Consider the following 24,624-nt stretch of genomic DNA (forward strand, 5'->3'; position numbering starts at 1 on the left):
GAGCTGGGCTTTCCCACCGCGAACGTCGCGCCGCCCATGTACTCGGCGATCCCGGCCGACGGCGTGTACGCGGCCTGGTTCACCGTGCTCGGGCACGGGCCGGTGACGGGCACGGTCGTGCCGGGGGAGCGCTATCAGGCCGCGGTGTCCGTCGGCACCAACCCGACCTTCTCCGGGCGCACCCGCACCGTCGAGGCGTTCGTGCTGGACACCACCGCCGACCTGTACGGGCAGCACGTGGCCCTGGACTTCGTCGCGCGAATCCGCGGGCAGCGCAAGTTCGACGCGGTGAAGGACCTCGTGGTGGCGATGGGCAAGGACACCGAGCGGGCCCGCGGCCTGCTCACCGACTAGCCCCGCCCGACGATTCGGATCCGCCGCCGGCCCGCTGCTAAACTGCCTGACGACATCGGCGCGTGCTGCGGTTCGCGGTGGCCGCGCCTTGAATTCCAAATGATCGCGGACCGATTGATGGAGATAGTTTCGTGGCGCTTACTGCCGAGCAGAAAAAAGAAATCCTGGGCTCCTACGGCCTGCACGACACCGACACCGGGTCCCCGGAGGCCCAGGTCGCGCTGCTGACCAGGCGGATCGCCGACCTCACCGAGCACCTCAAGGTGCACAAGCACGACCACCACTCGCGGCGCGGACTGCTGCTGCTGGTCGGCCGGCGGCGCCGGCTGCTCAAGTACGTGTCCCAGATCGACGTGGAGCGCTACCGCTCGCTCGTCGAGCGCCTGGGCCTGCGTCGCTGACGTCTGGCAAATCCCGAGTGGCGCTGGCCGGCCAAGTTCGCCCGTGTAGAGTAGGAGCGTTCTGGGCCGGTTCGGCCCGAGCAAACGGTGCGGTTTGCGCAGATCCGCGTAAGCCGTTCCAGCAAGTCACAAGGGAGCAGCCCGGTCTGCATCGGGCGGTCTTCGGTAGTGGCTGCCGGGCTCTCCGGATCTGGGGCAGGTCGGCCGCTTCGATCGATGGCCGTAGCCGCATTCAGACTTCTTCCTTTTAGGGAAGCTCTCGGGTTACTCGCGCGTGACGACGCGAAACAGCTCAATACCCAGAGAGGCCATACGGACACCCATGTCTGTAGCTGAAATTGAAGAGGGCGTCTTCGAGGCGACCGCCACCATCGACAACGGGAGCTTCGGCACCCGCACCATCCGTTTCGAGACCGGCCGGCTGGCCCAGCAGGCCGCCGGCGCCGTCGTCGCCTACCTGGACGACGAGAACATGCTGCTCTCGGCGACCACCGCCAGCAAGAGCCCCAAGGAGCACTTCGACTTCTTCCCGCTCACCGTCGACGTCGAGGAGCGGATGTATGCCGCGGGCCGCATCCCCGGCTCGTTCTTCCGGCGCGAGGGCCGCCCCTCCACCGACGCGATCCTGACCTGCCGGCTCATCGACCGCCCGCTGCGCCCGTCGTTCGTCTCCGGGCTGCGCAACGAGATCCAGGTCGTGGTGACGATCCTGAGCCTGGACCCCAACGACCTGTACGACGTGCTGGCGATCAACGCGGCGTCGGCCTCCACCCAGATCAGCGGGCTGCCCTTCTCCGGCCCCATCGGGGGCGTGCGCGTGGCGCTGATCGACGGCACCTGGGTCGCGTTCCCGACCGTCGAGCAGCTCGAGCGCGCCGTGTTCGACATGGTGGTCGCCGGGCGGAAGGTCGACGGCTCCGATGGTCCCGACGTCGCGATCATGATGGTCGAGGCCGAGGCCACCGACAAGGTCATCGAACTGGTCGAGGGCGGCGCCCAGGCGCCGACGGAAACCGTTGTGGCCGAAGGCCTGGAGGCCGCCAAGCCGTTCATCGGCGCGCTGTGCGCCGCCCAGCAGGAGCTGGCCGACGCGGCCGCCAAGCCGGTCGGTGAGTACCCGGTGTTCCCGGACTACGCCGAAGACGTCTACTACTCGGTCGCCTCGGTGGCCACCGACGAGCTGGCCAAGGCGCTGACCATCGGCGGCAAGGCCGAGCGCGACGCGCGCACCGACGAGCTGAAAGCCGAAGTGGCCCAACGGCTCGCCGAGACCTACGAGGGCCGGGAGAAAGAGGTCAGCGCCGCGTTCCGCTCGCTGACCAAGAAGCTGGTGCGCCAGCGCATCCTGACCGACCACTTCCGCATCGACGGCCGCGGCATCACCGACATCCGCGCGCTGTCGGCCGAGGTCGCCGTCGTGCCGCGGGCGCACGGCAGCGCGCTGTTCGAGCGCGGCGAGACCCAGATCCTCGGCGTCACCACGCTCGACATGGTCAAGATGGCCCAGCAGATCGACTCGCTGGGACCGGAAACGTCCAAGCGTTACATGCACCACTACAACTTCCCGCCGTTCTCGACCGGCGAGACCGGCCGGGTCGGTTCGCCCAAGCGGCGCGAGATCGGGCACGGGGCGCTGGCCGAGCGGGCGCTGATCCCGGTGCTGCCCAGCGTCGAGGAATTCCCGTACGCCATCCGGCAGGTGTCGGAGGCCCTGGGCTCCAACGGCTCGACCTCGATGGGGTCGGTGTGCGCGTCCACCCTGGCGCTGCTCAACGCCGGGGTGCCGCTCAAGGCGCCGGTGGCCGGCATCGCGATGGGGCTGGTCTCCGACGACGTCGAGGTGGACGGCAAGACCGAGCGCCGCTTCGTCACGCTGACCGACATCCTCGGCGCCGAGGACGCGTTCGGCGACATGGACTTCAAGTGCGCCGGCACCAAGGACTTCGTCACCGCGCTGCAGCTGGACACCAAGCTGGACGGCATCCCGTCGCAGGTGCTGGCGGGCGCGCTGGCGCAGGCCAAGGACGCGCGCCTGACCATCCTCGAGGTGATGGCCGAGGCCATCGATGCGCCCGACGAGATGAGCCCGTATGCGCCGCGGGTGACCACCATCAAGGTCCCGGTGGACAAGATCGGCGAGGTCATCGGGCCCAAGGGCAAGGTCATCAACGCCATCACCGAGGAGACCGGCGCGCAGATCTCCATCGAGGACGACGGCACCGTGTTCGTCGGCGCCACCGACGGGCCCTCGGCGCAGGCCGCGATCGACCGGATCAACGCCATCGCCAACCCGCAGCTGCCGACCGTCGGCGAGCGGTTCCTCGGAACCGTCGTCAAGACAACGGATTTCGGCGCGTTCGTATCGCTGCTGCCCGGCCGCGACGGCCTGGTGCACATCTCCAAGCTCGGCCGGGGCAAGCGCATCGCGAAGGTCGAGGACGTCGTGAACGTCGGCGACAAGCTGCGGGTGGAGATCGCCGACATCGACAAGCGGGGCAAGATCTCGCTGGTCCTGGTGGACGAAGAGGAAGCTACGGAAACGCCGTCCGCCGCGCCCGCTCCCGCCGATGCCGCGACGACCAGCAGCTGATCCCGCGGCGTCCCTGCGTCGCGGCACGCAGATCGCCGAATTGAACGCCGACCACAAGGCCGTCCGCCGCACCACACTGCCGGGCGGCCTGCGGGTGGTCACCGAGCATCTGCCCGCGGTGCGCTCGGCCTCGGTCGGGGTGTGGGTCGGCGTCGGCTCGCGCGACGAGGGCGCCACGGTGGCCGGGGCGGCGCACTTCCTCGAGCACCTGCTGTTCAAGTCGACCCCGACCCGCACGGCCGTGGACATCGCCCAGGCGATGGACGCCGTCGGGGGCGAGCTGAACGCGTTCACGGCCAGGGAGCACACCTGCTACTACGCGCACGTGCTCGACAGCGACCTGGAGCTGGCGATCGACCTGGTCGCCGACGTGGTGCTCAACGGCCGCTGTGCCGCCGAGGACGTGGAGCTGGAACGCGACGTCGTCCTCGAGGAGATCGCCATGCGCGACGACGACCCCGAGGACGCGCTGGGCGACATCTACCTGTCGGCGCTCTTCGGCGACCATCCCGTGGGCCGGCCCGTGATCGGCACCGCGCGTTCGGTTTCGGCGATGACGCGGGGCCAGCTGCACTCGTTTCACGTGCGGCGCTACACCCCGGAACGGATGGTCGTCGCGGTCGCCGGCAACGTCGATCACGACCAGGTGGTCGCGTTGGTGCGCGCGCACTTCGGGCCGCACCTGGTCCGCGGGCGGCAGCCGATCGCGCCCCGCAAGGGCGCCGGGCGGGTCACCGGACAACCCGGGCTGGCGCTGGTCAACCGCGACGCCGAGCAGACCCACGTGTCGCTGGGCGTCCGCACGCCCGGGCGCAGCTGGGAACATCGCTGGGCGCTGTCGGTGCTGCACACCGCGCTGGGCGGCGGCCTGAGCTCCAGGCTGTTTCAGGAGGTCCGCGAGCTGCGCGGGCTGGCCTATTCGGTCTACTCGGCGGTGGACATCTTCGCCGACAGCGGCTCGCTGTCCGTGTACGCCGCGTGCCTGCCCGAGCGTTTCCCCGACGTCATGCGGGTGACCAGCGAGGTCCTCGACGCGGTGGCGCGCGACGGCATCACCGAGGCGGAATGCCGCATCGCCAAGGGGTCGCTGCGCGGCGGGCTGGTGCTCGGGCTGGAGGACTCCGGCTCCCGGATGAGCCGCATCGGCCGCAGCGAGCTGAACTACGGCAAACACCGCAGCATCGAACACACCCTGCAACAGATCGACGGGGTGACCGTCGAGCAGGTCAACGCCGTGGCCCGCCGTCTGCTGGGCAAGCGCTACGGCGCCGCCGTTCTGGGTCCGTACGCATCGAAACGATCGCTGCCCCAACAACTTCGGGCGATGGTACATTAGCGCCGTGGTTCTGGGCTTTTGGGATATCGCGGTGCCCATCGTGGGTGCGCCGATGGCCGGCGGCCCCGGCACCCCCGCGCTGGCCGCGGCGGTGTCCAACGCCGGCGGACTCGGGTTCATCCCCGCCGGATACGTCAGCGCCGAGCGGTTCGCCGAGGACATCGCCGCCGCGCGCGCCATGACGACGGGCCCGTTGGGCGTCAACCTGTTCGTGCCCCAGCCCAGCGTCGCCGACTGGATCGCGCTGGACTACTACGCCGAGGAGCTCGAGAACATCGCCGAGCACTACCAGTGCGAGGTCGGCCGGCCGGAGTTCGGTGACGACGACGACTGGGAGCGCAAGCTCGAGGTGGTCTCCGACGTCCGCCCCGAGCTGGTGTCCTTCAGCTTCGGCGTGCCGCCGCCCGACGTGATCCGGCGGTTGGGCGCGCAGGGATTGTTGGTGATGGTCACGGTGACGTCGCTGTACGAGGCCGGGATCGCGGTCGCCGCGGGCGCGGACAGCCTGGTGGTCCAGGGGCCCAACGCCGGCGGGCACCGCGGCACGTTCGCGCCGGACATGGAACCGGGTACCGAGTCGCTGCACCAGCTGATCGACCGGATCCACCGGGCGCACCGCGACATCCCGATCATCGCGGCGGGCGGGCTGGGCACCGCCGAGGACGTCGCCGGCGTGCTGCGCAGGGGAGCGGTGGCCGCGCAGGTCGGCACCGCGCTGCTGCTGTCCGACGAGGCCGGCACCAGCCAGGCGCACCGCACCGCCATGAAGAACCAGCTTTTCGGCAAGACCATCGTCTCGCGCGCGTTCTCGGGCCGATACGCGCGCGGCCTGGAAAACGACTTCATCCGGCGCCTGGACACGGTCGCCCCGCTCGGCTACCCCGAGGTCAACCAGATGACCTTGCCGATCCGCGAAGCCGCGAGCGAACGCGAAGACCCGGACGGGATGACCCTCTGGGCGGGAACGTCATTCGGTGAGGCCCGACCGGGCCCCGTGGCCGACATCATCGCCGGCCTCGACGTCTAAGGTGCTCGCCGGGTCGGTGTGCGGCAGGCCCAGGTCGGTGGCCACCCGTTCGGACAGCAACATCCCGTCGTGCGTCGAAAGCCCTTTGGCCAGAGCGGGATCCGACCGGCACGCCGCCCGCCAGCCGGCGTCGGCGAGCCGGAGCACGTAGGGCATCGTCGCGTTGGTCAGCGCGACGGTCGACGTCTTGGGCACCGCGCTGGGCATGTTCGCCACGCAGTAGAACACGGTGTCGTGCACCGCGAACGTCGGATCGTCGTGCGTGGTGGGCCGCGAATCCTCGAAACAGCCGCCCTGATCGATGGAGATGTCCACCAGCACCGCTCCCGGCTTCATCTGCGCGACAAGGGAATTCGGGATGAGCGTGGGCGCCTTGGCGCCCGGCACCAGGACGGCGCCGATCACCAGGTCGGCGCGCTTGACGGCCCCTTCGAGTTCGTAGGCCGACGAGTAGCGGGTGCCGACGCGGCCCGCGAACTCCGCGTCGAGCAGCCGGAGCTTGGCGACGTTGACGTCGAAAACCATGACGGTCGCGCCCATCCCGGTCGCGACCCGGGCGGCGTTGTAGCCGGCCGTGCCGGCCCCGATCACCACGACGTCGGCGGGCTTGACCCCAGGCACCCCGCCCATCAGCACGCCGCGCCCGCCCTGGGTGCGCATCAGGTGGTAGGCGCCGACCTGCGCGGAGAGCCGGCCGGCGACCTCGCTCATCGGGGCCAGCAGGGGCAGCGCGCCGTCGGCGGTCTGGACCGTCTCGTAGGCGATCGAGGTTGCGCCGGCGGCCAACAAGGCGTCGGTGCAGGCGCGCGAAGCGGCCAGATGCAGGTAGGTGAACAGGACCTGGCCCCGGCGCAACAGGCCATACTCGGCCGGCATCGGCTCCTTGACCTTGAGCAGCAGGTCGGCGTCGGCCCACACCTGATCGGCGGCGCCGGCCAGCTCGGCGCCCGCCGCCTTGAACTCCGCGTCGGGAATCGCCGACCCCTCCCCGGCGCCGGACTGGACGAGGACCTCGTGGCCGCGGCGGGTGAGTTCCGCGACGCCGGCCGGGGTGATGGCCACGCGGAACTCGTTGGTCTTGGTCTCGGTGGGGACGCCGACGCGCATGCCTCAAGTGTGAAGAAAGTTCGAAAGTGCGACAAACATGCTGATGAAAATTCTGTAGAGTCGTGTCGTGCCCGAGCCATCTCCCGAGCGGACCCGCCGGCCGGCCGACCCGCCGAAGGATGTTCGGCCCGCCGACCTCGACGCGGTGGACCGCAAGATCCTGACCCTGCTGCACGCCGACGCGCGCATCACCAACAACGCGCTCGCCGAGGCGGTCGGGATCGCGCCGTCCACGTGCCACGGCCGGGTTCGCCGATTGGTGGACCTCGGGGTGATCCGGGGGTTCTACACCGACGTGGATCCGGTCGCCGTCGGGTTGCCGCTGCAGGCGATGATCTCGGTCACCCTGCAGTCCAACGCGCGCGGCAAGATCCGCAGCTTCATCCAGCAGATCCGCACCCGGCGCCAGGTGATGGACGTCTATTTCCTCGCTGGCGCAGACGATTTCATCCTGCACGTCGCCGCCCGCGACACTGAGGACCTGCGCGCGTTCGTCGTCGAGAACCTCAACGCCGACGCCGACGTCGCGGGCACCCAGACGTCGCTGATTTTCGAACATCTTCGTGGCGCGGCGCCCGTTTAGTCCTATGATCGGCGGATGAGGCGCGATCCCGCCGTGGCGATCGTAGGGGCCGGCATGTCCGGCCTGTGTGTCGCAATCGCGTTGCTGCGCAGCGGCATTCGCGACATCACTCTCTACGAGAAGGCCGACGAGGTGGGCGGCACCTGGCGCGAAAACACCTATCCGGGTCTGACCTGTGACGTGCCGTCGCGGGTGTACCAGTACACCTTCGCCACCAAGCCCGACTGGTCGCACATGTTCTCCCCGGGCGGCGAGATCCAGGCCTACTTCCGGGGCGTGGCCGACCAATTCGGGCTGCGCGACCGGATCCGGTTCGGCACCGAGATCGTCAGCGCCCGGTTCGAGAACGACCGCTGGGTGCTGCGCACCGACGCCGGCGACGAGTCGACCGTCGACTTCCTGATCTCGGCGACCGGCGTGCTGCACCATCCCCGGATGCCGTCGATCGCCGGGCTCGACGACTTCGGCGGGCACGCCTTTCATTCCGCGCGCTGGGACCATTCGGTCGAGCTGTCGGGCCGGCGAATCGCGGTGGTCGGCAACGGATCCACCGGCGTGCAGCTGGTCTGCGGGCTGGCCGGCGTGGCCGGCAGGGTGGTGCTGTTCCAGCGCACCGCGCAGTGGATCGTCCCGATGCCCAACCCGCAATACTCCCGGTTCGCCAGCCTCACCCACCGGGCCGTGCCCTGGCTCGACCGGGTGGCGTACCGGGCGTACGGCCTCATCTTCGACACCTTCGCCGTCGCGCTGACCAAGCCGGGCCTGCGGCGCAAGGCCATGGGGGCGCTGTGCCGCGCCAGCCTGCGCCAGGTGCGCGATCCGGAGTTGCGCGCGGCGCTGACGCCCGACTACCAGCCGATGTGCAAGCGGCTGGTGGTGTCGGGCGGGTTCTACCGCGCGATACAGCGCGACGACGTCGAGCTCGTCACCGCCGGAATCGACCACGTGGAGCGTCGGGGCATCGTGACCGACGACGGCAAACTGCACGAGGTGGACATCATCGTGCTGTGCACCGGATTCGACACACACGCGTTCTTCCGGCCGATGTGCCTGACCGGCCGGGACGGCACCGCCGCCGAGGACGTGTGGCGCGACGGGCCACGCGCCTACCAAACCGTGGCGATGCCCGGCTTTCCCAACTTCTTCATGATGCTGGGTCCGCACAGCCCGGTGGGCAACCACTCGCTCACCGCCGTCGCCGAACACCAGGCGGATCACATCCTGGGCTGGATCGAGCGTTGGCGCCGAGGCGAATTCGACACCATCGAGCCGTCGGCCTCGGCGACCGAGCGCTACAACGCGCAGCTGCGCGCCGCGATGCCGGACACCGTGTGGACCACCGGCTGCAACAGCTGGTACCTGAACAAGGACGGGGTGCCCGAGGTCTGGCCGTTCACACCGGCCAAACACCGCGCCATGCTGGCACACGCCGATCCCGCGCAGTACGACCTGCGCCGCCGCGTCGCGGCAGGATAAACCCGGTACCGGCGGTTTCGCATAGCTGGGCCGCGTCACTATACTTGCCTGCGATGTTCACCGTCGACGACCAGGCAGCGGGTCCGCACTGTGGTCGCCGCGGGGCGGCGCTGGACCACGAGCGCCTGGTCCTCGAGGCGCGCGACGTCGACTTCGATTGGGCAAGGCTGCCGTTCCACTACGTGCCCGGCGAACCGTTCGCGACCCACGTCCTCAACGTCCTGCACCTGCTGCTGCCCGCCGGCGAGGAGTTCTTCGTCGACGTGTTCAAGCAGGCGCTGCCGCTGATCAAGGACGACCAGCTGCGGCTCGACGTGCAGGGCTTCATCGGCCAGGAGGCCATGCATTCCCAGGCGCACTCGAAGGTGCTCGCCCACTTCGCCGCGCAGGGCGTCGACCTCACCCCGTACACCGACCAGATCAGGTGGCTCTTCGAGAAGCTGCTCGGCCCGAAGCCCGGGTGGGGCCGACGGCGCCGGCACAGCTGGCTGCTGGAGCAGGTTTCGATCGTGTCGGCGGTCGAGCACTACACCGCCATCCTGGGCGAGTGGGTGCTCGCCGCGCCCGCCCACGACGCCATCGGCACCGACCCGGTGATGCTGGACATGCTGCGCTGGCACGGCGCCGAAGAAGTCGAGCACAAGGCCGTCGCCTTCGACACCATGAAGCACCTGCGCGCCGGGTATCTGCGACGGGTGCGAGCGCAACTGGTCGTGACGCCGGCCATGCTGTTGTTCTGGGTTCGCGGGGTCCGCTTCCTGTATTCGGTTGACCCGCACCTGCCGCCCGGAACCAAGCCGCGCTGGCGCGACTACATCCGCGCGGCGCGGCGGGGATTGGTGCCCGGGCCGCTGCGCTTCGTGCGGGTGGTCGGCGACTACTACCGGCCGGGTTTCCACCCGTCGCAGCTGGGCGGGCTGGAGCTGGCGGTCGACTACCTGGCGCTCTCGCCCGCCGCGCGGGCGTCGCACTGACCGATGGTCGCAACCTCGAGCGTCACCGCATCCGACGGCGTCACCCTGGCGGTGCACCGCTACACCGAGATCGACCCGGCGCGCCCGACCATCCTCGCGATTCACGGCTGGCCCGACAACCATCACCTGTGGGACGGCGTGGCTTCCGAGCTCGTCAAGCGCGGCCGCTACAACGTGGTGGCCTACGACGTCCGCGGCGCCGGCGAATCATCCCGCCCCGCAAAGCGATCCGGCTACGCCTTTCCCCAGCTGGTCTCCGACATCGGCGCGGTGATCGACAGCCTGGGCGTCGGGCCCGTGCACCTGCTGGCCCACGATTGGGGGTCGATCCAGGCCTGGCCGGCCGTCACCGGCGAACTGGCGGGCAAAGTCGTGTCGTTCACGTCGATTTCGGGTCCGCACCTGCGCTACGCGGGCAGGTTCCTGCGCTCGGCGCGCACGCCCCGCGCCTTCGGTCAGATCGCCCGGCAGCTGCTGGGCTCGGTGTACATCGCGTTCTTCCTGTGTCCCGTGGTGCCGGAGCTGGCGTTCCGCTCGCGGCTCGGCGTGAAAGTCCATGAGGCCCTTGAGCGCATCGGCCGGTCGAGCACCCGCAGCCGGTGCGAGCGGCCGCCGCGGTCCATCGCCGACTACCTCAACGGGCTGGGCCTGTACCGCGCCAACATGCCCGGCCCGATGCTGCGGGCCGGCCGGCAGTTGCCGACGACCGCCGTCCCCGTCCAGGTTCTGGTGCCGCGCAAGGACATCTTCGTGACGCCCGCGCTGCAGCGGTTCACCGGCGCGATTCCCGGTGCGGGCCGGGTCGTCGGTATCGAGGGCGGGCACTGGGTGGTGACGTCGCGCCCCGAGGTGATCGCCCGGCTGACCGCCGAATGGGTCGATCGGACCGTCGCCGGCGCGGTCCGCGGCTCGGTGGTGCGGGGCGGACCGCGCGAGGTCGGCGGCAAGCTCGCGCTGGTCACGGGGGCGGGTGCGGGCATCGGCCGGGCCACCGCGGTGGAACTGGCCCGGCGCGGCGCCCGCAAGGTGGTGATCGTCGACCGCGACCTGGCCGCCGCCGAGGACAGCGCCGACGCGGTGCGCGCGGCGTGCGCCGAGGCGGCGGTGTACGAGGTCGACGTCAGCGACGAGCCCGCGATGAACGCCCTTGCTGCACAAGTGCTTAACGACCACGGCGTGGTCGACATCCTGGTGAACAACGCCGGCATCGGGATGGCGGGCCGGTTCCTGGAGACGAGCTCGGCGAACTGGGAGGACATCCTGGGCGTCAACGTGCGCGGCGTCATCTCCGGGTGCCGGGCGTTCGCGGAGCAGATGGTCGAGCGTGGCGAGGGCGGCACGATCATCAACGTGGCCTCCGCGGCGGCGTTCGTCCCGTCGAAATCCATGGTCGCCTACGGCACCACCAAGGCGGCGGTGCTCGCGTTCAGCGAATCGCTGCGCGCCGACCTCGCCGACGAGGGCATCTCCGTCACGGCCGCGTGCCCGGGATTCGTCAACACCAACATCGCCAAGAGCACCGTCTACGCCGGCATGACCGCCGAACAACAGGAGCGCGCCCGACAGAGGGCCGACGCCGCGTACCGGCGCCGCAACTACACACCGGAGGCCGTGGCCAAGGCGATCGTGCGGGCCGTCGAGACCGGCCCCGCCGTGCTGCCGATCGCCGCCGAATCCCGCATCGGCTACGCCCTGCGGCGCGTCAGCCCGTCGGCGCTGCGCCTGTTCGCCCGCTACGACATACGCCAGAATTAGGGATTACGCCGTGCCGGAAAGCATTTGGGGAAGCAGGCCGGTCGACCTGTACGGTCGTCGCGACCGCGACCGCCTCGGCACCATGCTGTGGGGCGTGCGCCTGTGGTTCGGGGGATTCGCCGCGGTCTCGCGGTGGCGGCCGTCGCGGGTGAAACCGGTGCCGCGCGCCCTGCGCGCCGTGATCACCAGGCGCGAACTCGTCGCCCCCGACGTGGTGGCGCTGACGCTGGCCGACCCGGACGGCGGATTGCTCCCGTCGTGGACGCCCGGCGGGCACATCGACGTGCAGTTGCCCTCGGGCCGGCGCCGGCAGTACTCGCTGTGCGGTCCGCCGAGGCGGCGCACCGACTACCGCATCGCCGTCCGCCGGATCGCCGACGGCGGCGGCGGTTCCATCGAGATGCACGACGTCTTCGCGGTGGGCGATACGTGCGTGTTCGAGGGCCCGCGCAACGCGTTCTATCTCGGCAGCGCCGAGCGCGACGTGTTATTCGTCATCGGCGGCATCGGGGTGACGCCCATCCTGCCGATGATGCACGCGGCGCTGCAGCGCGGAATCGACTGGCGCGCAATCTATGCCGGAAGAAGCCGCGAGTACATGCCGTTCCTGGACGAGGTCTCCGCACTGGCCGGGGACCGGCTGACGGTCTGGGCCGACGACGAGCGCGGCCGCTTCGCGGGCGTCGACGACCTGCTGGCCGGCGCCGGTCCGGCGACGGCGGTGTACGTCTGCGGGCCGACGCCCATGCTGGAGGCGGTGCGGGTGGCGCGTAACGAATTCGCCGACGCGCCATTGCATTACGAGCGGTTCAGCCCGCCGCCGGTGGTCGACGGGGTCCCGTTCGAGCTTGAGCTGGCGCGGTCGCAACGGGTCCTCAGCGTCCCGGCGAACCGCTCGGCGCTGGACGTCATGCGCGATCTCGATCCGACCACCCCGTATTCGTGCCAGCAGGGCTTCTGCGGGACGTGCAAGGTGAAAGTGCTTGGCGGGCAGGTCGATCACCGCGGCCGCGTGCCGGTCGGTGACGACGAAATGGTGGTCTGCGTGTCACGGGCAAGGGGCGACCGGCTGGTCATCGACGCGTGAGCCGGTAGCCCACATGGGCCACCTTGATGCCGGGCAGCGGCTCCCAGTCCAGGGTGCGCCCGTCGGCGCGAAAGTTGTTCTTCTCGTAGAAGCGGCGCGCCTTGTCGTTTTGCACCGCGGCCCACAGGATCACGTCGCCGGACGGGTGTGCGCGCAGAATTTCGTCGAGCAGGCGGCCGCCGATGCCGTGCCGCTGGCTTTCGTCCGCGATGTACAGCGCGTCGATCTGGACGGCGCCCCGTTCGTCGGGGTCCGGCCCGAAGATCGCGACGCCCAGTGTCCGGCCCCCGGATTCGGCGACCCACATCCGCCAGCCGTCGCGATTCAGCGAGTGGGGATAGATCTCGGCGACCCAGCGCTGCGGCGGACCCAGGATGTCGAGTAGCGGCGCCGTCAGGATGCCGGCCCAGGACTGTCGCCACACCGGATAGTGCATCTGGGCGACCTCGGCGAAATCGTCCGGCGTGGCTTGGCGGATCCGGATGTCGAGGGCCTCCACACGTCAAGGCTAAGGCTTTCGCTCCAGATAGGCGGCCAGGGCGTTCGTCAGGCCCCGCCGGGCCATGTCGAGGTCGGCGTACGAGCCGAGCTGGCGCTCCGACACCAGGCCGCGCATCGCGCCGGGGATCAGCGCGGCCACCTCCCGCAGCCTGTCCGGGTCGACGTCCAGGCCGGCGAATGCGTTCTGGCACGTCTCGAGCCAGCTCTTGCCCCAGGAGAACAGCTCGGCGGCCGTGCGCGGGTAGAGGCGCTCCAGCTCGCGGGGGTCGCGGGGGAGCGCGGCCCGCAGGTTCTCGATCGCGCGCGAATCCGCCGACGCCAGGCCGCGATACAGGGTGTCGATGATGGCGCCGACGCGTTCGCGCAGCGGGGCGTCCGGTTGCGCTGGGGTCGAGAAGGTGGCGGCGCGGCGCTCGGCGGTGCGGTGCAGCACGGCGGCCCAGAAGCCGTCGGTGTCGCCGAACTGGTACTGCACCGCGCCCCAGGTGGCGCCGATGTCCTTGGCGATGCGATTGGCCGACACCGACCCCGGCTCGCCCGAGGCCAGCGACTTCAGCGCGGCCTCCAGCATGCTCTCGCGCGTCGCGTTGCCGCGCCGGTTGGGGCGCCGCCCGGCCACCTTGGTTTCGGCCACCCGGCTAGCCTAACATTTTCATAGAGGGTACTGTGATTCTATGGCTAAGCCGCCCCTGTCGATGAAACCGACCGGATGGTTCCAGGTCGCGTGGTCCGACGAGATCGCCGTCGGCGACGTGCACAAGATGAAGTACTTCGACCAGGAGATGGTCGCGTGGCGCGCCGAGTCCGGCGGCCTCACCGTGATGAACGCCTACTGCGAGCACCTGGGCGCGCACCTCGGCTACGGCGGCAAGGTCGTCGGCGAGGTGCTGCAGTGTCCGTTTCATGGCTGGCAGTGGAGCGCCGAGGGGCGCAACGTCTGCATCCCGTACCAGGACCGGCCCAACCGCGGCAGGCGGATCCGCACCTATCCCGTGGTGGAGCGCAACCAGTCGGTCTACATCTGGCACGACGTCGAGCGCCGCGAACCCTACTTCGACGCGCCCGACGTGTTCGCCTCGTTCGACGATGGCCGCAACGCGGACGACTACTACCCGCAGCAGCGGCTGTATCGCGCGGGTCTGGAGCTGCATCCGCAGTACGTGCTCGAAAACGGCGTGGACTTCGCGCATTTCAAGTTCGTCCACAACACGCCGATCGTGCCGGTGTTCACCCGCCACGACTTCGCGGACGCGGTGTCCTTCGTCGATTTCACAATCACGTTCGAGGGCGACGACGGCCAGCGGATCGAGGACGTCAACAGCGGTGTGGAGGCCATCAACGGCGGTTTGGGCATCGCGGTGACCAAGAGCTGGGGCATGGTCGACAACCGCACGATCTCCGCCGTCACGCCCGTCGACGAATCCACCTCCGACGTCCGGTTCATGGTCTACATCGGCAGGACGCCGGGCAAGGACCCGGCGCGCGACGAACCGAGGGCGGCCGACTTCGGGCGGGAAGTGATTCGCCAGTTCGAGCAGGACATCGAGATCTGGCAGCACCAGCGCTACTCCGACCCGCCCGCGCTGGCGCCCGACGAATACGAGGGCTTCACCGCGATCCGCAAGTGGGCCAAGCAGTTCTATCAGGGAGGCTAAAGCCGAATGAATGCACCGATCCGCGTCTTCCAGGTCGCCACCGGAAACGTCGGCAAAGAGATGATCAGGCGAATCGCCACGGAGCCGGACCTGGAACTCATTGGCCTGCACTGCTATTCGCCGGATAAGGTCGGCCGCGACGCCGGGGAGCTCGCGGGCATCGCACCCAACGGCGTCACGGCAACGGGCACCGTCGAGGAGATCATCGCCGCCAGGCCGGACGTGCTGACGTTTCACGGCGTGTTCCCCGACGAGGACCTCTACGTCAAAGTGCTTGAGGCGGGGATCAATATCGTCACCACCGCCGACTGGATCACCGGCTGGCACCGCGACACCAACCACCCGCACCCGTCGGGCAAGCCGGTGACCCAGCTGCTGGCCGAGGCCGCCGAATTGGGCGGCGCGACGTTCTACGGCACCGGCATGAACCCGGGCCTGAACCAGATCCTGGGCGTGGTGTGCTCGGCCGACGTGGCCGACATCGAGAACGTCACCACCATCGAGTCCGTCGACGTGTCGTGTCACCACTCGAAGGACACCTGGCTCGAGGTGGGCTACGGCCAGCCGGTCGACGACCCGGAGATCCCGTCGAAGCTGGAGAGGTACACCCGCGTCTTCGCCGACAGCGTGCTGATGATGGCCGACTGCTTCGGCCTGCCGCTGGACGAGGTGAAGTTCAGCTACGAGCTGGGCGCCTGCACCAAGGACGTGGACCTGGGCTGGTACACGCTGCCCAAGGGGTCGCTGGGCGGCAACTACATCAAGTACCAGGGCATGGTGGACGGGGTGCCCCGCGTCGAAACGCACCTGGAGTGGCAGATGACCCCGCACACCGACCCGAGCTGGAACATCAAGGGCTGCTACATCACTCAGATCAAGGGCGACCCGTGCGTCTACAACAAGCACATGATCTTTCCCCGGCCCGGGGTGGACCTGTCCAACCCGGACAACTTCGCCTCGATCGGCATGACCGTGACCGGCATGCCCGCGCTGTACGCGATCAAGTCGGTGGTGGCGGCGCGCCCGGGGCTCATCACCAGCGCCGACCTGCCGCTGCGCGGGTTCGCGGGGCGGTTCAAGAAGTAGCCGGGCGGGGTCAAGGCGCCTCGTCGTCGTCGTCGAAGAGGCGTTCCGGGTGGTGGTAGTCGTTGGTGCGCGCGCCGCGGCCGAGGTGCGGCGGCGGGATCCACTCGGTGCGCCCGTCGGGGAGTTTTCTTGTCCGCCAGCCCTTTTCGATCAGCTTGTGATCGGGCGGGCAAGCGAACGTGAGTTTGTCGGCGTCGGTGCGGCCCCCGGTGGCCCAGTCCTCGACGTGGTGGACCTCGGACCAGTAACCCGGCGCGTCGCAGCCGGGGTGCGTGCAGCCGCGGTCCTTCGCGTACAGGACGATGCGCTGGTCCGCCGAGGCGATTCGCCGCGTGCGCCCGAGATACAGTGGCCGGCTTGAGTGTTCGTCGAACACGGCGAGGTAGTGGTAGGCGTGGCGGGCCATCCGGATCACGTCGCGCATCGGCAGCAGCGTCCCGCCGCCCGTCAAGGCCCGGCCCGTGCCGGAGGTGAGCTCCTGCAGCGTGGTCGAGACGATGACGGTCACCGGCAGCCCGTTGTGCACGCCGAGTTTCGGGTCGCCCAGCCGGCTGCGCACCAGGGCGTTGAGCGCGTCGTGCTGGCGTTGCGCGTGGCTGCGCGTGTCCCTGCCGGCGCCCTCCTCGGCGGGTTCGCCATCCACGCACGGTGTTTCGTCGTCCGGGTTGCACATCCCGGGGGCGGCGAACCGCGCCAGCCACGCGTCGATGTTGGCGCGCAACTCCGGCGAAGCCACCAGCTTCCCGATGCTCATCCCGTCGGTGCGCTGTCCGCACCAGGTGAAGCCGCGCTGGCGGGCGCGGTCGGCGTCGGAGAACTTCCCGTCGGGATTGATCCGCAACGCGCACTGGTTCGCCACCCTCTGCAGCTGGTCGGGGCGCAGCGTCAGCGCCTGGCGGGCCAGGAATCGCTCGGCCTTTTCGACGGTGTCGACCGGTATGTCGCCCGGCAGGTCGCGGACGAACGTCTGGATCACGCGCAGGTGCTGCCCGTCGAGCATTCCCTCTCGCCATGCCCCGGCGGTGGCCGGCAGCTCGGGGCAGCTCCTGGCCGGTGAGGGTCAGGCGCGGGGAAAGCTGCTTGGCGTCGCGCAGGCGACGGCAGGCCTCGGCGTAGCTAATTCGCAGCCAGTCGGCGACCGCTTTGTGGACCGGGCCGCCGACGTCGGCGGGATCCTCATCGGCCAGGCCGGCGATCACGTGGTGGCTCACCGCGACCTGGCGGCGGCGCGACGTCTCCATCTGCTCCAGCGCGCGAAGCCGGACCGCGGGGCTGACGGCGTCGAAGCTCAGCCCGGCAAGTTTTGCCGTGGCCGCGTGCAGCTCGTCCAGCGCGGCGGACACCTCGGCCGGAAACGCTATCGAACCCATGTTCGAATGCTATGCCGCGGCGCCGACGCCGGCTATCGAAGAGACGCGTTCCTGTGGATTAAATCCGAACTGTGGATAGAGCCATTCCGGACGAAAAGTCAGGAGCTCGGGCACAGATCGCGTTGGGCCCAGTAAACGAGGAGGTCCGCCTGCGCAGGGTTCAGCCCGTTGGGGCCCAGGTCGGTATCGGACTTCTGCAGGGCCATTGCCTGCAGCTGCGCGGGAGGAACGCCGTACGACAATTGCTGGCACAGTCTCTGGCCCGTCACCAATAGCGCCGGATCGCCGCCGGCGAAGTCCTGGATCCCGGCGTTGTGCAGGTCGTTGAGATAGGAGATGGGGTCGGCCTGAGCCGGGCCGGCGCAGACGAGACCGGCGACAAGAAGTGGGCTGCTGATTGCCGCTATGCCCATAAATCGGCCAGACCGCCGCCGTGCCGCCATAGTTCCGTCTCCTTTACTTGAAGCGAACCGATTGAGTGCTCAATTATCTTGGAGCAATTTCCAGAAACGCGCTAGCAGATCGGCGACGATTCAATGACATCGGCGTGTCCAAATGCCTAACACCGCACTCCGTCGATCCGGCTGAACCCGGCGTCTAGGGTGAAAGCCATGCGGGTAGGCGTGCTGGGGGCGAAGGGCAAAGTCGGATCGACGATGGTGGCGGCGGTGCAGGCCGCCGACGATTTGGTCCTGTCCGCCGAGGTGGACGCCGGTGATCCGCTGAGCCTGCTGACCGAGGGCGACACCGAGGTGGTCATCGACTTCACCCACCCCGACGTGGTGATGGGCAACCTAGAGTTCTTGATCGGCAACGGAATTCACGCGGTGGTCGGGACCACGGGCTTCACCCAGGAGCGCCTCGACCAGGTGCAGTCGTGGCTCGGCGACAGCGACACGTCGGTGCTGATCGCGCCGAACTTCGCGATCGGGGCCGTGCTGTCGATGCATTTCGCGAAGCAGGCCGCGCCCTTCTTCGACTCGGCGGAGGTCATCGAGCTGCACCACCCGCACAAGGCCGACGCCCCGTCGGGCACCGCGGCCCGCACCGCGAAACTGATCGCCGAGTCCCGAAAGGGCTTGCCGCCCAACCCCGATGCCACCAGTACCAGCCTGCCCGGTGCGCGCGGCGCCGACGTCGAAGGGATACCCGTGCATTCCGTGCGGCTGGCCGGGCTGGTCGCCCATCAGGAGATCCTGTTCGGCACCGAGGGGGAGACGCTGACCATCCGCCACGACAGCCTGGACCGCACGTCGTTCGTGCCGGGCGTGCTGCTGGCGGTGCGGCGGATCGCGGAACGGCCCGGCCTCACCGTGGGCCTCGAGCCCCTGCTGAACCTCACGTGACCGGACGCACGCTGTACATCCAGCTGCTGATCGCGTTCATGTGCGTGGCCATGCTGGTGTACTTCGTGCTGCTGGGCCGCCTGGCCTTCGCGATGATCGCGTCGGGCCGGGTGGCCGCCGTCGGCCTGGGTGCCGCGCTGCTGATCATGCCGGTCATCGGGCTGTGGGCGATGATCGCCACGCTGCGGGCCGGGTTCGCCCACCAGCGGCTCGCCCGCCTGATCGCCGCGGACGGAATGGAACTCGACACCAGCGCGCTGCCGCGGCGTGCGTCGGGCCGCATCGAGCGGGACGCGGCCGACGCCCTGTTCGACACGGTGCGCACCGAGGTCCAGGCCGATCCCGACGACTGGCGGCGCTGGTACCGGCTGGCCCGGGCCTACGACTACGCGGGGGACCGCCGGCGTGCCCGGGAGGCCATGAAGACCGCGGTCGAGCTGCAGGCCGGCGGATGAGCAAGACCCTGCTGATCGTGCACCACACGCCGTCACCGAGCACCCGCGAACTGCTGGAGGCCGTGCTCGCCGGTGCCAATGATCCGGAGATCACCGGCGTGGACGTGGTCTGCCGGCCGGCCCTGGCGGCGACCCTGCCGGACATGCTCGACGCCGACGGTTACCTCTTCGGCACGACGGCCAACTTCGGCTACATGTCCGGCGCGCTCAAGCACTTCTTCGACACCGTTTACTACCCGAGCCTCGACCACGTTTCCGGCCGGCCGTACGGCCTTTGGGTGCACGGCAACAACGACACGGTCGGCGCCGCGGCCGCCGTCGGTAAGTTGGCGACGGGGCTGTCGCTGAGCCAGGCCGCCGACGTGCTCGAGGTCGTCGGTGCCGTCGACGGCGCGGTGCGCGAACGGGCCTATGAGCTCGGGGGTACGCTCGCCGCCACCCTGATGGGGTAGACGTCCGGCGTATCGAATTCCATTACCGCGCTGGCGAATTGCCGCGGATCGTAGTCGATCGCCTGGTGTCCCTGGCCACGCAGCGCGACGGTCGTGGCGCCCGGGATTCGGGCGGCGAGGGTCTCGGCGGCTGCGCGGAAATACCCCGGGCTCTCGGTGCCGAACAATATCCGGACCGGCACGCCGATGCCGGCGAGCCGCCCGGTTGCGCAGTAGGCGCTGGCCGCCGCGAGCTCGCGGGCGGCGGTGTGCCGGATCGAGTCGGCAAGGTAGGGAAGCTCACGCTTCGACAGGTCTTCGACGGCCGAAGGAGCCAGGTGCAGGGTCTCCCGGTAGAAGGCGTGGAGTATCTGGCGGGGGTCGGACATCGCCTTGAGGCGCGCGCAGACGTCCGGCGCGCCGACCTGGTGGCCCGGTGTCGGCATCGGCGGCTCGTACAGCACGATCCGCCTGAACGCGGCTGTGATCAGGGCGGCTTCCAGGACCGCCAACGCCCGTAGGAATGTCTGATGACGTACACGTCGCCGCCGACGGCCTCGGCAACGGCCGCGACGTCCTCGGCTTCCCGTTTCAGGCTGTACGGTCCGGCCTCGGCCGCGCTGAGTCCCCGGCCGCGGCGGTCCATCGCGTGGACCGTGTAGCGCTGCGCCAACCGTGGCGTCACCGAAGACCACCGGGCGCGCGTGCCGGTGCTGCCGTGCACCAGCAGCAGGGGCGGTCCGACGCCGACGGAGTCGTATCCGATCACGGTGCCGTCGGCCGAAATTGCGGCGGGCATAGCCCATACAACCCCGGCGCCGCCTCACCCCGGGACGTCGGGGGCTGCCATCTTTCCCACGGAAACTGCCAAAGACAACCTCAGGTGTAGGTCGGCTGGAACGCTTCCGCCGGCTGAACCAGAGCGAGGGCCGTGCTGGACCCGATCGGGCCATGCCGGTCGAACAGCGTGGCGGTGCCGGTGGCCACACCCGCGGTGCCGTAGTGGCTTTGGGCCGCCAATCCGAGGAACTCGCCGTCGGGCAGGCGGCTCGCGGTGACGGTGTAGTCGGCGTTGATGTAGCGCAAACCGCCAGTGCCCCAATGGGTGAGCGAGCTCGTGATGTCGCCGACGAACCCCAGGCGGGTGAACGGCGTGAGCGGATAGCCCTGCACCATCGGGCGAAACAGGCGCGTCCACGCGAACTTCTGAGAATGCGCCTGTTCCCACTCGCCGGCCGCGATGCCCGGACTGCCAGAGAGCGTGGCCCCGTACCCCCAGATGAGGAACGGTATGTCGGCCGGGAAGCCGTCGGTGCCGGCCGGCAGCGGCGGCATCTCGACCGGGCCGGACCACACCTGCCCGTCGGGATGCTCGCCTCGGCGTAGGAACAGGGCGCTGGCCCGCGCGACGATTCGCCCGTCCTGCACCATCGCGGCGTCGACGAGTTTGATGCGCCGGCCTTCCCGCTGCACCGAGGTCTCGATCCGCACCGGTTCGGGCAGAACCGGGCGCAGCAGGTCGACCGTGAGGCGCGCGGGCTGAAGGTCGGGATCGATCCCGGATTGCTCTATTCCAAACGCCAGCAGGCCGCCGACGTTTTGACCGCCGAGCGCCACGCCCCACGGCCCCTGCGTCATCGGCCCCGGCAGATAGGAGTCACCATCGACAGCGAAGAACGCCTCGGGCATGATGGCGGAATCCTCGATCGTCATCGCTATCACGATAGGGCAGGAGGATATACGGACCGGGCATGCCTCCAGTGATCGAAATTCCCCGCACGCACAACCCATTCCCGACGACCGGCGTCTCCCGCGGCGCCGACGGCATACCGCGCTACGATCGGCTGCCCGCCACCCTGCTGGACATGCTCGCCGAGCAGGTCGACAACCGCCCGAACAGTGAGGCCGTCGTCGAACTCGGCGCCGGCCGGTTGACCTACCGCCAGCTGTGGGAGCGCGCGGCGCGGGTGGCGGGCGGGCTGCGGGCGGACGGCCTGAGCCCGGGCGATCGCGTCGCCGTGCGCTACCCGGCCGGCATCGATTGGGTGCTCGCGTTCTGGGGCATCGTGATGGCCGGTGGCGTTGTGGTCGCGGTCAATACGCGCTCGGCGCAGCCGGAGGTGGAATTCGTCCGGTCCGACTCGGGCGCGCGGATGGATCTCCCGCCGGGCGCGCCGTTGCCCGACGGCGACCCCTACGTGACGCACGGGCTCGCGCACGCGGATGTCGCCGCACTGTTCTACACCTCGGGCACCACCGGCCACCCCAAGGGCGTGCCGACCACCCACGAGGCCTTCCTGGCCAACACCGAAAACGCGATCCGCTGCCTCGACCAGCCGAGAGACCTGGGCGAGGGAATGCGCACGCTGATCTCGGTGCCGCTGTTCCACGTAACCGGCTGCAATTCACAGCTTTTGGCCGCCGCCCGCCTCGGCGGCGCGTCGGTGATCATGCCCGCGCTCAACCTCGACGAATTGATCGCGACGCTGGCCGCCGAACGCATCTCCGTCATGGTGACGGTGCCGGCGATCTACGCTCTGATGTTGCGGCACAAGGGTTTCGCTCAGGCCGACGTGTCCGGCGTGCGCTGGGTCGGCTACGGGGGCGCGCCCATCGCGCCCTCGTTGGTGGGCGCGGTGAAGGAGGCGTTTCCGCACGCCACGGTGTTCAACGGTTACGGCATGACCGAGACCGCCTCGCTGATGACCGTGCTGCCGGACCGCGACGCCGTCGAGCACGCCGACTCCGTGGGGTACGCCGTGCCCTCGGTGGACCTCGGCCTGGTCCCGTTCGCCGGCGACGAGCCCGGCGTCGGCGAGTTGGTCACGCGCGGCGCCAATGTCACCGCGGGCTACTGGAATCGGCCGGACGCCAACCGGGGCACGTTCGCCGAAGGCTGGCTGCACACCGGCGATGTGGTTCGCGTCGACGACGCGGGACGGGTACATATTGTCGATCGGCTCAAGGACATCATCAACCGGGGCGGCGAGAACGTGTCCAGCGTCGAGGTCGAGGCGGCGTTGCTGTCGGCGCCCAACGTCGCCGACGCCTGCGTGCTGGCGGTGCCCGACGACGTGATGGGCGAAAAGGTCGGCGCCGTGCTCTTCGCCGGCGAGGGCGAGATCGACGTGCGCGCCGTCCTCGAACACTGCCGCGGCCGCCTGGCCGACTACAAAATCCCGCAATACGTCACCGTGGTGAACGAAGCGCTGCCCCGCAACGCCGGCGGCAAGCTGCTCAAGGGCAAGCTACGCGGCGAGGTGAAATGGGGCGACCCGCTCCGATGAGCTCCACCCTGCTGATCGCCAACCGCGGCGAGATCGCCCTGCGAATCATCCGCACGGCAACGGAACTGGGCATCCGGACGGTAGCCGTCTACGCCGAGGACGACGCCGAGAGCCCCCACGTACACGCGGCCGACGAAGCGATCGGCCTGCCGGGCGCCGGGCCGGCGGCCTACCTGAATCAGGCCGAACTGCTCGCGGCGGCCAAGCAGTCCGGTGCCGAGCTGATCCACCCGGGTTACGGGTTCCTTTCGGAGAACGCCGAATTCGCGCGCGGCTGCGCGGCAGCCGGATACACCTTCGTCGGCCCGGGCGCCGACGTGCTCGAGCTGGTCGGCGACAAGTCGGCGGCGCGCGCCGCCGCGGTCGGCGCGGGCGTGCCGGTGCTGCCCGCGACCGAGGGACCCAGCAGCGTCGAGGACGTCAAGGCGTTTTTCGCCGAGCGGGACGGCGCCGTCATGATCAAGGCCCTCGGCGGCGGCGGTGGCCGGGGCATGCGGAAGGTGAGCGGGGCCGACGAGATCGAGCACGCCTACCAGCAGTGCGCCGCGGAGGCGCAACTCGGCTTCGGGGATTCCGCGCTGTTCGCCGAGGCGGTGCTCGACGCCGCGCGGCACATCGAGGTGCAGGTCGTGGGGGCCCCGGCCGGGCACCAGACGCGCGCGCTGGCCCTCGGCGACCGCGACTGCAGCGTCCAGCGGCGCTACCAAAAACTGGTCGAAATCGCACCGGCCCAAGGGCTTTCGGACGCGCTGCGCCGCGCCCTGCACCAGGCCGCGGCCCGGCTGTGCGCCCGGGTGGGCCTGCGCGGCGTGGCCACCGTCGAATTCCTGGTCGCCGGGGACAGCTTCGTCTTCCTCGAGATCAACCCGCGCATCCAGGTCGAGCACCCGGTCACCGAGGAAACCACCGGGGTGGACCTGGTGGCCGTCCAGCTGGCCATCGCCGGCGGGGCGTCGTACTACGAACTCGGGCTCCCGGCCGGGATCGCCTCGGACGGAAGCGAAGTGATCGGCGAACCGGCCGCGCGCCGCGGAATCGCGATCCAGGCCCGGGTCAACATGGAGACCTTCGCCGCCGACGGCTCGGTGCTCCCCGCGGCGGGCACGTTGACGGTGTTCTCGCCGCCGAGCGGTCCCGGGGTGCGTGTCGACACCTACGGCCGGCCGGGCCTGGTCACCAGCCCCAGCTACGACTCGCTGCTGGCCAAGGTCGTCACCCACGTGCGCGGCACGTCGTGGCCGGCGGCGGTCCGCAAGGCCCGCACCGCCCTGGGCGAATTCGGCGTCGAGGGCGTGCGCACCAACATCGCGGTCCTGCGGGAATTGCTGAGTGACAGCCGGATCCAGTCCGGCTGGGTGACAACGGACTTCCTCGACGCGAAGCTTCCAGCGCTGGCCGCCGCCGCGCTGTCGCACCAGCATGACGTCCGCGTCGCGCCGGTCGAGCTCTACCCCGGCGAGGAAGCGCTGCGCGCCCAACTCGCCGGCACGGTCGTGGAGGTGGCCGCGGAGGGCGAGGCATTCGGCGCCGGCGCCCCGCTCGTCGTCCTCGAGGCGATGAAGATGCAACACGTGCTCGCCGCGCCGGACGCGCTGCGGACGGTCCGGAGCCTGGTGGCGCCGGGCCAGGTCGTCGGGACCGGCGATCCGTTGCTGGTCTTCACCCGGGCGGGCGCCGGGGCCGAGGGCGAATCCTCCGCGGCCGCAGTCGATCTCGACCGGTCGCGCGCGGACCTCGACGAGGTCGCGCACCGGCACCTGCTCACCCGCGACGAGGCCCGGGAGGCGGCGGTCGCCAAGCGGC

General features: G+C 69.8%; 24 protein-coding genes and 1 pseudogene. 17 read left to right on the top strand and 8 right to left on the bottom strand.

Features of this window, described 5'->3' with window-relative positions:
• The 5 genes from A5655_RS13165 to A5655_RS13185 form a co-directional block, all read left to right on the top strand.
• Positions 1 to 354, top strand: a 354-nt coding sequence (locus A5655_RS13165; protein ID WP_304441659.1) for a riboflavin kinase, incomplete at its 5' end; no start/stop codon positions are given.
• 131 nt (positions 355 to 485) lie between these two features.
• The gene (gene rpsO, locus A5655_RS13170; protein WP_066909705.1) at positions 486 to 755 is read left to right on the top strand and encodes a 30S ribosomal protein S15; all 270 of its coding nucleotides are present in this window, start codon (positions 486 to 488) and stop codon (positions 753 to 755) included.
• 322 nt (positions 756 to 1,077) lie between these two features.
• Positions 1,078 to 3,345 carry a polyribonucleotide nucleotidyltransferase gene (locus tag A5655_RS13175; protein WP_067010696.1) on the top strand — a complete coding sequence of 756 codons (2,268 nt, stop codon included), beginning with the start codon at positions 1,078 to 1,080 and terminating at the stop codon, positions 3,343 to 3,345.
• Positions 3,323 to 4,681 (top strand): pitrilysin family protein, encoded by a 1,359-nt coding sequence (locus A5655_RS13180; protein WP_067010698.1) that lies wholly within the window; start codon positions 3,323 to 3,325, stop codon positions 4,679 to 4,681. The genes A5655_RS13175 and A5655_RS13180 overlap by 23 nt, the downstream gene beginning before the upstream one ends.
• A gap of 4 nt (positions 4,682 to 4,685) precedes the next feature.
• Positions 4,686 to 5,708 (top strand): nitronate monooxygenase, encoded by a 1,023-nt coding sequence (locus tag A5655_RS13185; RefSeq protein WP_067010700.1) that lies wholly within the window; start codon positions 4,686 to 4,688, stop codon positions 5,706 to 5,708.
• Here A5655_RS13185 and ald read toward each other — a convergent pair.
• Positions 5,649 to 6,815 carry an alanine dehydrogenase gene (ald, locus tag A5655_RS13190; protein ID WP_067010702.1) on the bottom strand — a complete coding sequence of 389 codons (1,167 nt, stop codon included), beginning with the start codon at positions 6,813 to 6,815 and terminating at the stop codon, positions 5,649 to 5,651. The genes A5655_RS13185 and ald overlap by 60 nt on opposite strands.
• Positions 6,816 to 6,882: 67 nt before the next feature.
• Between ald and A5655_RS13195 the strand changes: the two genes are divergently transcribed.
• The 5 genes from A5655_RS13195 to A5655_RS13215 are packed head-to-tail and all read left to right on the top strand — an operon-like array spanning position 6,883 to position 12,690.
• Entirely contained in the window at positions 6,883 to 7,398 is a 516-nt protein-coding gene (locus tag A5655_RS13195; RefSeq protein ID WP_067010704.1) for an Lrp/AsnC family transcriptional regulator, read from the top strand.
• A 15-nt stretch (positions 7,399 to 7,413) separates the two neighbouring features.
• Complete coding sequence (locus A5655_RS13200; protein WP_067010706.1) at positions 7,414 to 8,874, top strand: NAD(P)/FAD-dependent oxidoreductase; 1,461 nt, start codon at positions 7,414 to 7,416, stop codon at positions 8,872 to 8,874.
• A 53-nt stretch (positions 8,875 to 8,927) separates the two neighbouring features.
• Positions 8,928 to 9,848 carry a metal-dependent hydrolase gene (locus tag A5655_RS13205; protein ID WP_067010708.1) on the top strand — a complete coding sequence of 307 codons (921 nt, stop codon included), beginning with the start codon at positions 8,928 to 8,930 and terminating at the stop codon, positions 9,846 to 9,848.
• A 3-nt stretch (positions 9,849 to 9,851) separates the two neighbouring features.
• The gene (locus A5655_RS13210) at positions 9,852 to 11,603 is read left to right on the top strand and encodes an SDR family oxidoreductase (RefSeq protein WP_067010710.1); all 1,752 of its coding nucleotides are present in this window, start codon (positions 9,852 to 9,854) and stop codon (positions 11,601 to 11,603) included.
• Between the two features lie 10 nt (positions 11,604 to 11,613).
• Positions 11,614 to 12,690 (top strand): PDR/VanB family oxidoreductase, encoded by a 1,077-nt coding sequence (locus tag A5655_RS13215; protein ID WP_067010712.1) that lies wholly within the window; start codon positions 11,614 to 11,616, stop codon positions 12,688 to 12,690.
• Here the strand turns inward: A5655_RS13215 and A5655_RS13220 are convergent.
• Positions 12,677 to 13,189: a GNAT family N-acetyltransferase gene (locus A5655_RS13220; RefSeq protein ID WP_067010714.1), complete on the bottom strand. Its 513-nt coding sequence runs from the start codon at positions 13,187 to 13,189 to the stop codon at positions 12,677 to 12,679. The two genes, A5655_RS13215 and A5655_RS13220, sit on opposite strands and share 14 nt — an antisense overlap.
• Before the next feature lie 9 nt (positions 13,190 to 13,198).
• Positions 13,199 to 13,762: a TetR family transcriptional regulator gene (locus A5655_RS13225; RefSeq protein WP_067010727.1), complete on the bottom strand. Its 564-nt coding sequence runs from the start codon at positions 13,760 to 13,762 to the stop codon at positions 13,199 to 13,201.
• Between the two features lie 103 nt (positions 13,763 to 13,865).
• Between A5655_RS13225 and A5655_RS13230 the strand changes: the two genes are divergently transcribed.
• Together A5655_RS13230 and A5655_RS13235 are read left to right on the top strand one after the other, a co-directional pair.
• On the top strand, positions 13,866 to 14,846 hold the full coding sequence (locus A5655_RS13230; RefSeq protein ID WP_067010717.1) for a Rieske 2Fe-2S domain-containing protein: 981 nt from the start codon (positions 13,866 to 13,868) through the stop codon (positions 14,844 to 14,846).
• 6 nt (positions 14,847 to 14,852) lie between these two features.
• The gene (locus A5655_RS13235) at positions 14,853 to 15,932 is read left to right on the top strand and encodes a dihydrodipicolinate reductase (protein ID WP_067010719.1); all 1,080 of its coding nucleotides are present in this window, start codon (positions 14,853 to 14,855) and stop codon (positions 15,930 to 15,932) included.
• Between the two features lie 10 nt (positions 15,933 to 15,942).
• Here A5655_RS13235 and A5655_RS13240 read toward each other — a convergent pair.
• Both A5655_RS13240 and A5655_RS13245 read right to left on the bottom strand, forming a co-directional pair.
• A pseudogene (locus A5655_RS13240) lies at positions 15,943 to 17,302 on the bottom strand (HNH endonuclease signature motif containing protein).
• A 98-nt stretch (positions 17,303 to 17,400) separates the two neighbouring features.
• Positions 17,401 to 17,745, bottom strand: coding sequence for a DUF732 domain-containing protein (locus tag A5655_RS13245; RefSeq protein ID WP_067010720.1), 345 nt, complete (start codon positions 17,743 to 17,745; stop codon positions 17,401 to 17,403).
• Positions 17,746 to 17,913: 168 nt separating this feature from the next.
• Here A5655_RS13245 and dapB point away from each other — a divergent pair, with 168 nt between their 5' ends.
• From dapB to A5655_RS13260, 3 genes are read left to right on the top strand one after another with little or no spacing between them, the layout of a single operon-like run.
• The gene (gene dapB / locus A5655_RS13250; RefSeq protein WP_067010722.1) at positions 17,914 to 18,648 is read left to right on the top strand and encodes a 4-hydroxy-tetrahydrodipicolinate reductase; all 735 of its coding nucleotides are present in this window, start codon (positions 17,914 to 17,916) and stop codon (positions 18,646 to 18,648) included.
• On the top strand, positions 18,645 to 19,103 hold the full coding sequence (locus A5655_RS13255) for a hypothetical protein (protein WP_156764847.1): 459 nt from the start codon (positions 18,645 to 18,647) through the stop codon (positions 19,101 to 19,103). The genes dapB and A5655_RS13255 overlap by 4 nt, the downstream gene beginning before the upstream one ends.
• Entirely contained in the window at positions 19,100 to 19,555 is a 456-nt protein-coding gene (locus A5655_RS13260) for a flavodoxin family protein (RefSeq protein ID WP_067010724.1), read from the top strand. The genes A5655_RS13255 and A5655_RS13260 overlap by 4 nt, the downstream gene beginning before the upstream one ends.
• Here A5655_RS13260 and A5655_RS13265 read toward each other — a convergent pair.
• The 3 genes from A5655_RS13265 to A5655_RS13270 form a co-directional block, all read right to left on the bottom strand.
• Complete coding sequence (locus A5655_RS13265) at positions 19,513 to 20,046, bottom strand: alpha/beta fold hydrolase (RefSeq protein WP_231999155.1); 534 nt, start codon at positions 20,044 to 20,046, stop codon at positions 19,513 to 19,515. The two genes, A5655_RS13260 and A5655_RS13265, sit on opposite strands and share 43 nt — an antisense overlap.
• Positions 20,022 to 20,333: an alpha/beta fold hydrolase gene (locus A5655_RS28700; protein ID WP_231999156.1), complete on the bottom strand. Its 312-nt coding sequence runs from the start codon at positions 20,331 to 20,333 to the stop codon at positions 20,022 to 20,024. Before A5655_RS28700 ends, A5655_RS13265 begins: the two co-directional genes overlap by 25 nt.
• 80 nt (positions 20,334 to 20,413) lie before the next feature.
• Positions 20,414 to 21,247 carry a thioesterase family protein gene (locus A5655_RS13270; RefSeq protein ID WP_067010725.1) on the bottom strand — a complete coding sequence of 278 codons (834 nt, stop codon included), beginning with the start codon at positions 21,245 to 21,247 and terminating at the stop codon, positions 20,414 to 20,416.
• A 38-nt stretch (positions 21,248 to 21,285) separates the two neighbouring features.
• Between A5655_RS13270 and A5655_RS13275 the strand changes: the two genes are divergently transcribed.
• Positions 21,286 to 22,821 (top strand): class I adenylate-forming enzyme family protein, encoded by a 1,536-nt coding sequence (locus tag A5655_RS13275; RefSeq protein WP_197508686.1) that lies wholly within the window; start codon positions 21,286 to 21,288, stop codon positions 22,819 to 22,821.
• Positions 22,818 to 24,624 (top strand): biotin carboxylase N-terminal domain-containing protein (locus A5655_RS13280; protein WP_156764848.1); only part of this gene is annotated, 1,807 nt, incomplete at its 3' end. The genes A5655_RS13275 and A5655_RS13280, both read left to right, overlap by 4 nt.

This window comes from Mycobacterium sp. 1081908.1, from assembly GCF_001673535.1.
Lineage (GTDB): Bacteria > Actinomycetota > Actinomycetes > Mycobacteriales > Mycobacteriaceae > Mycobacterium.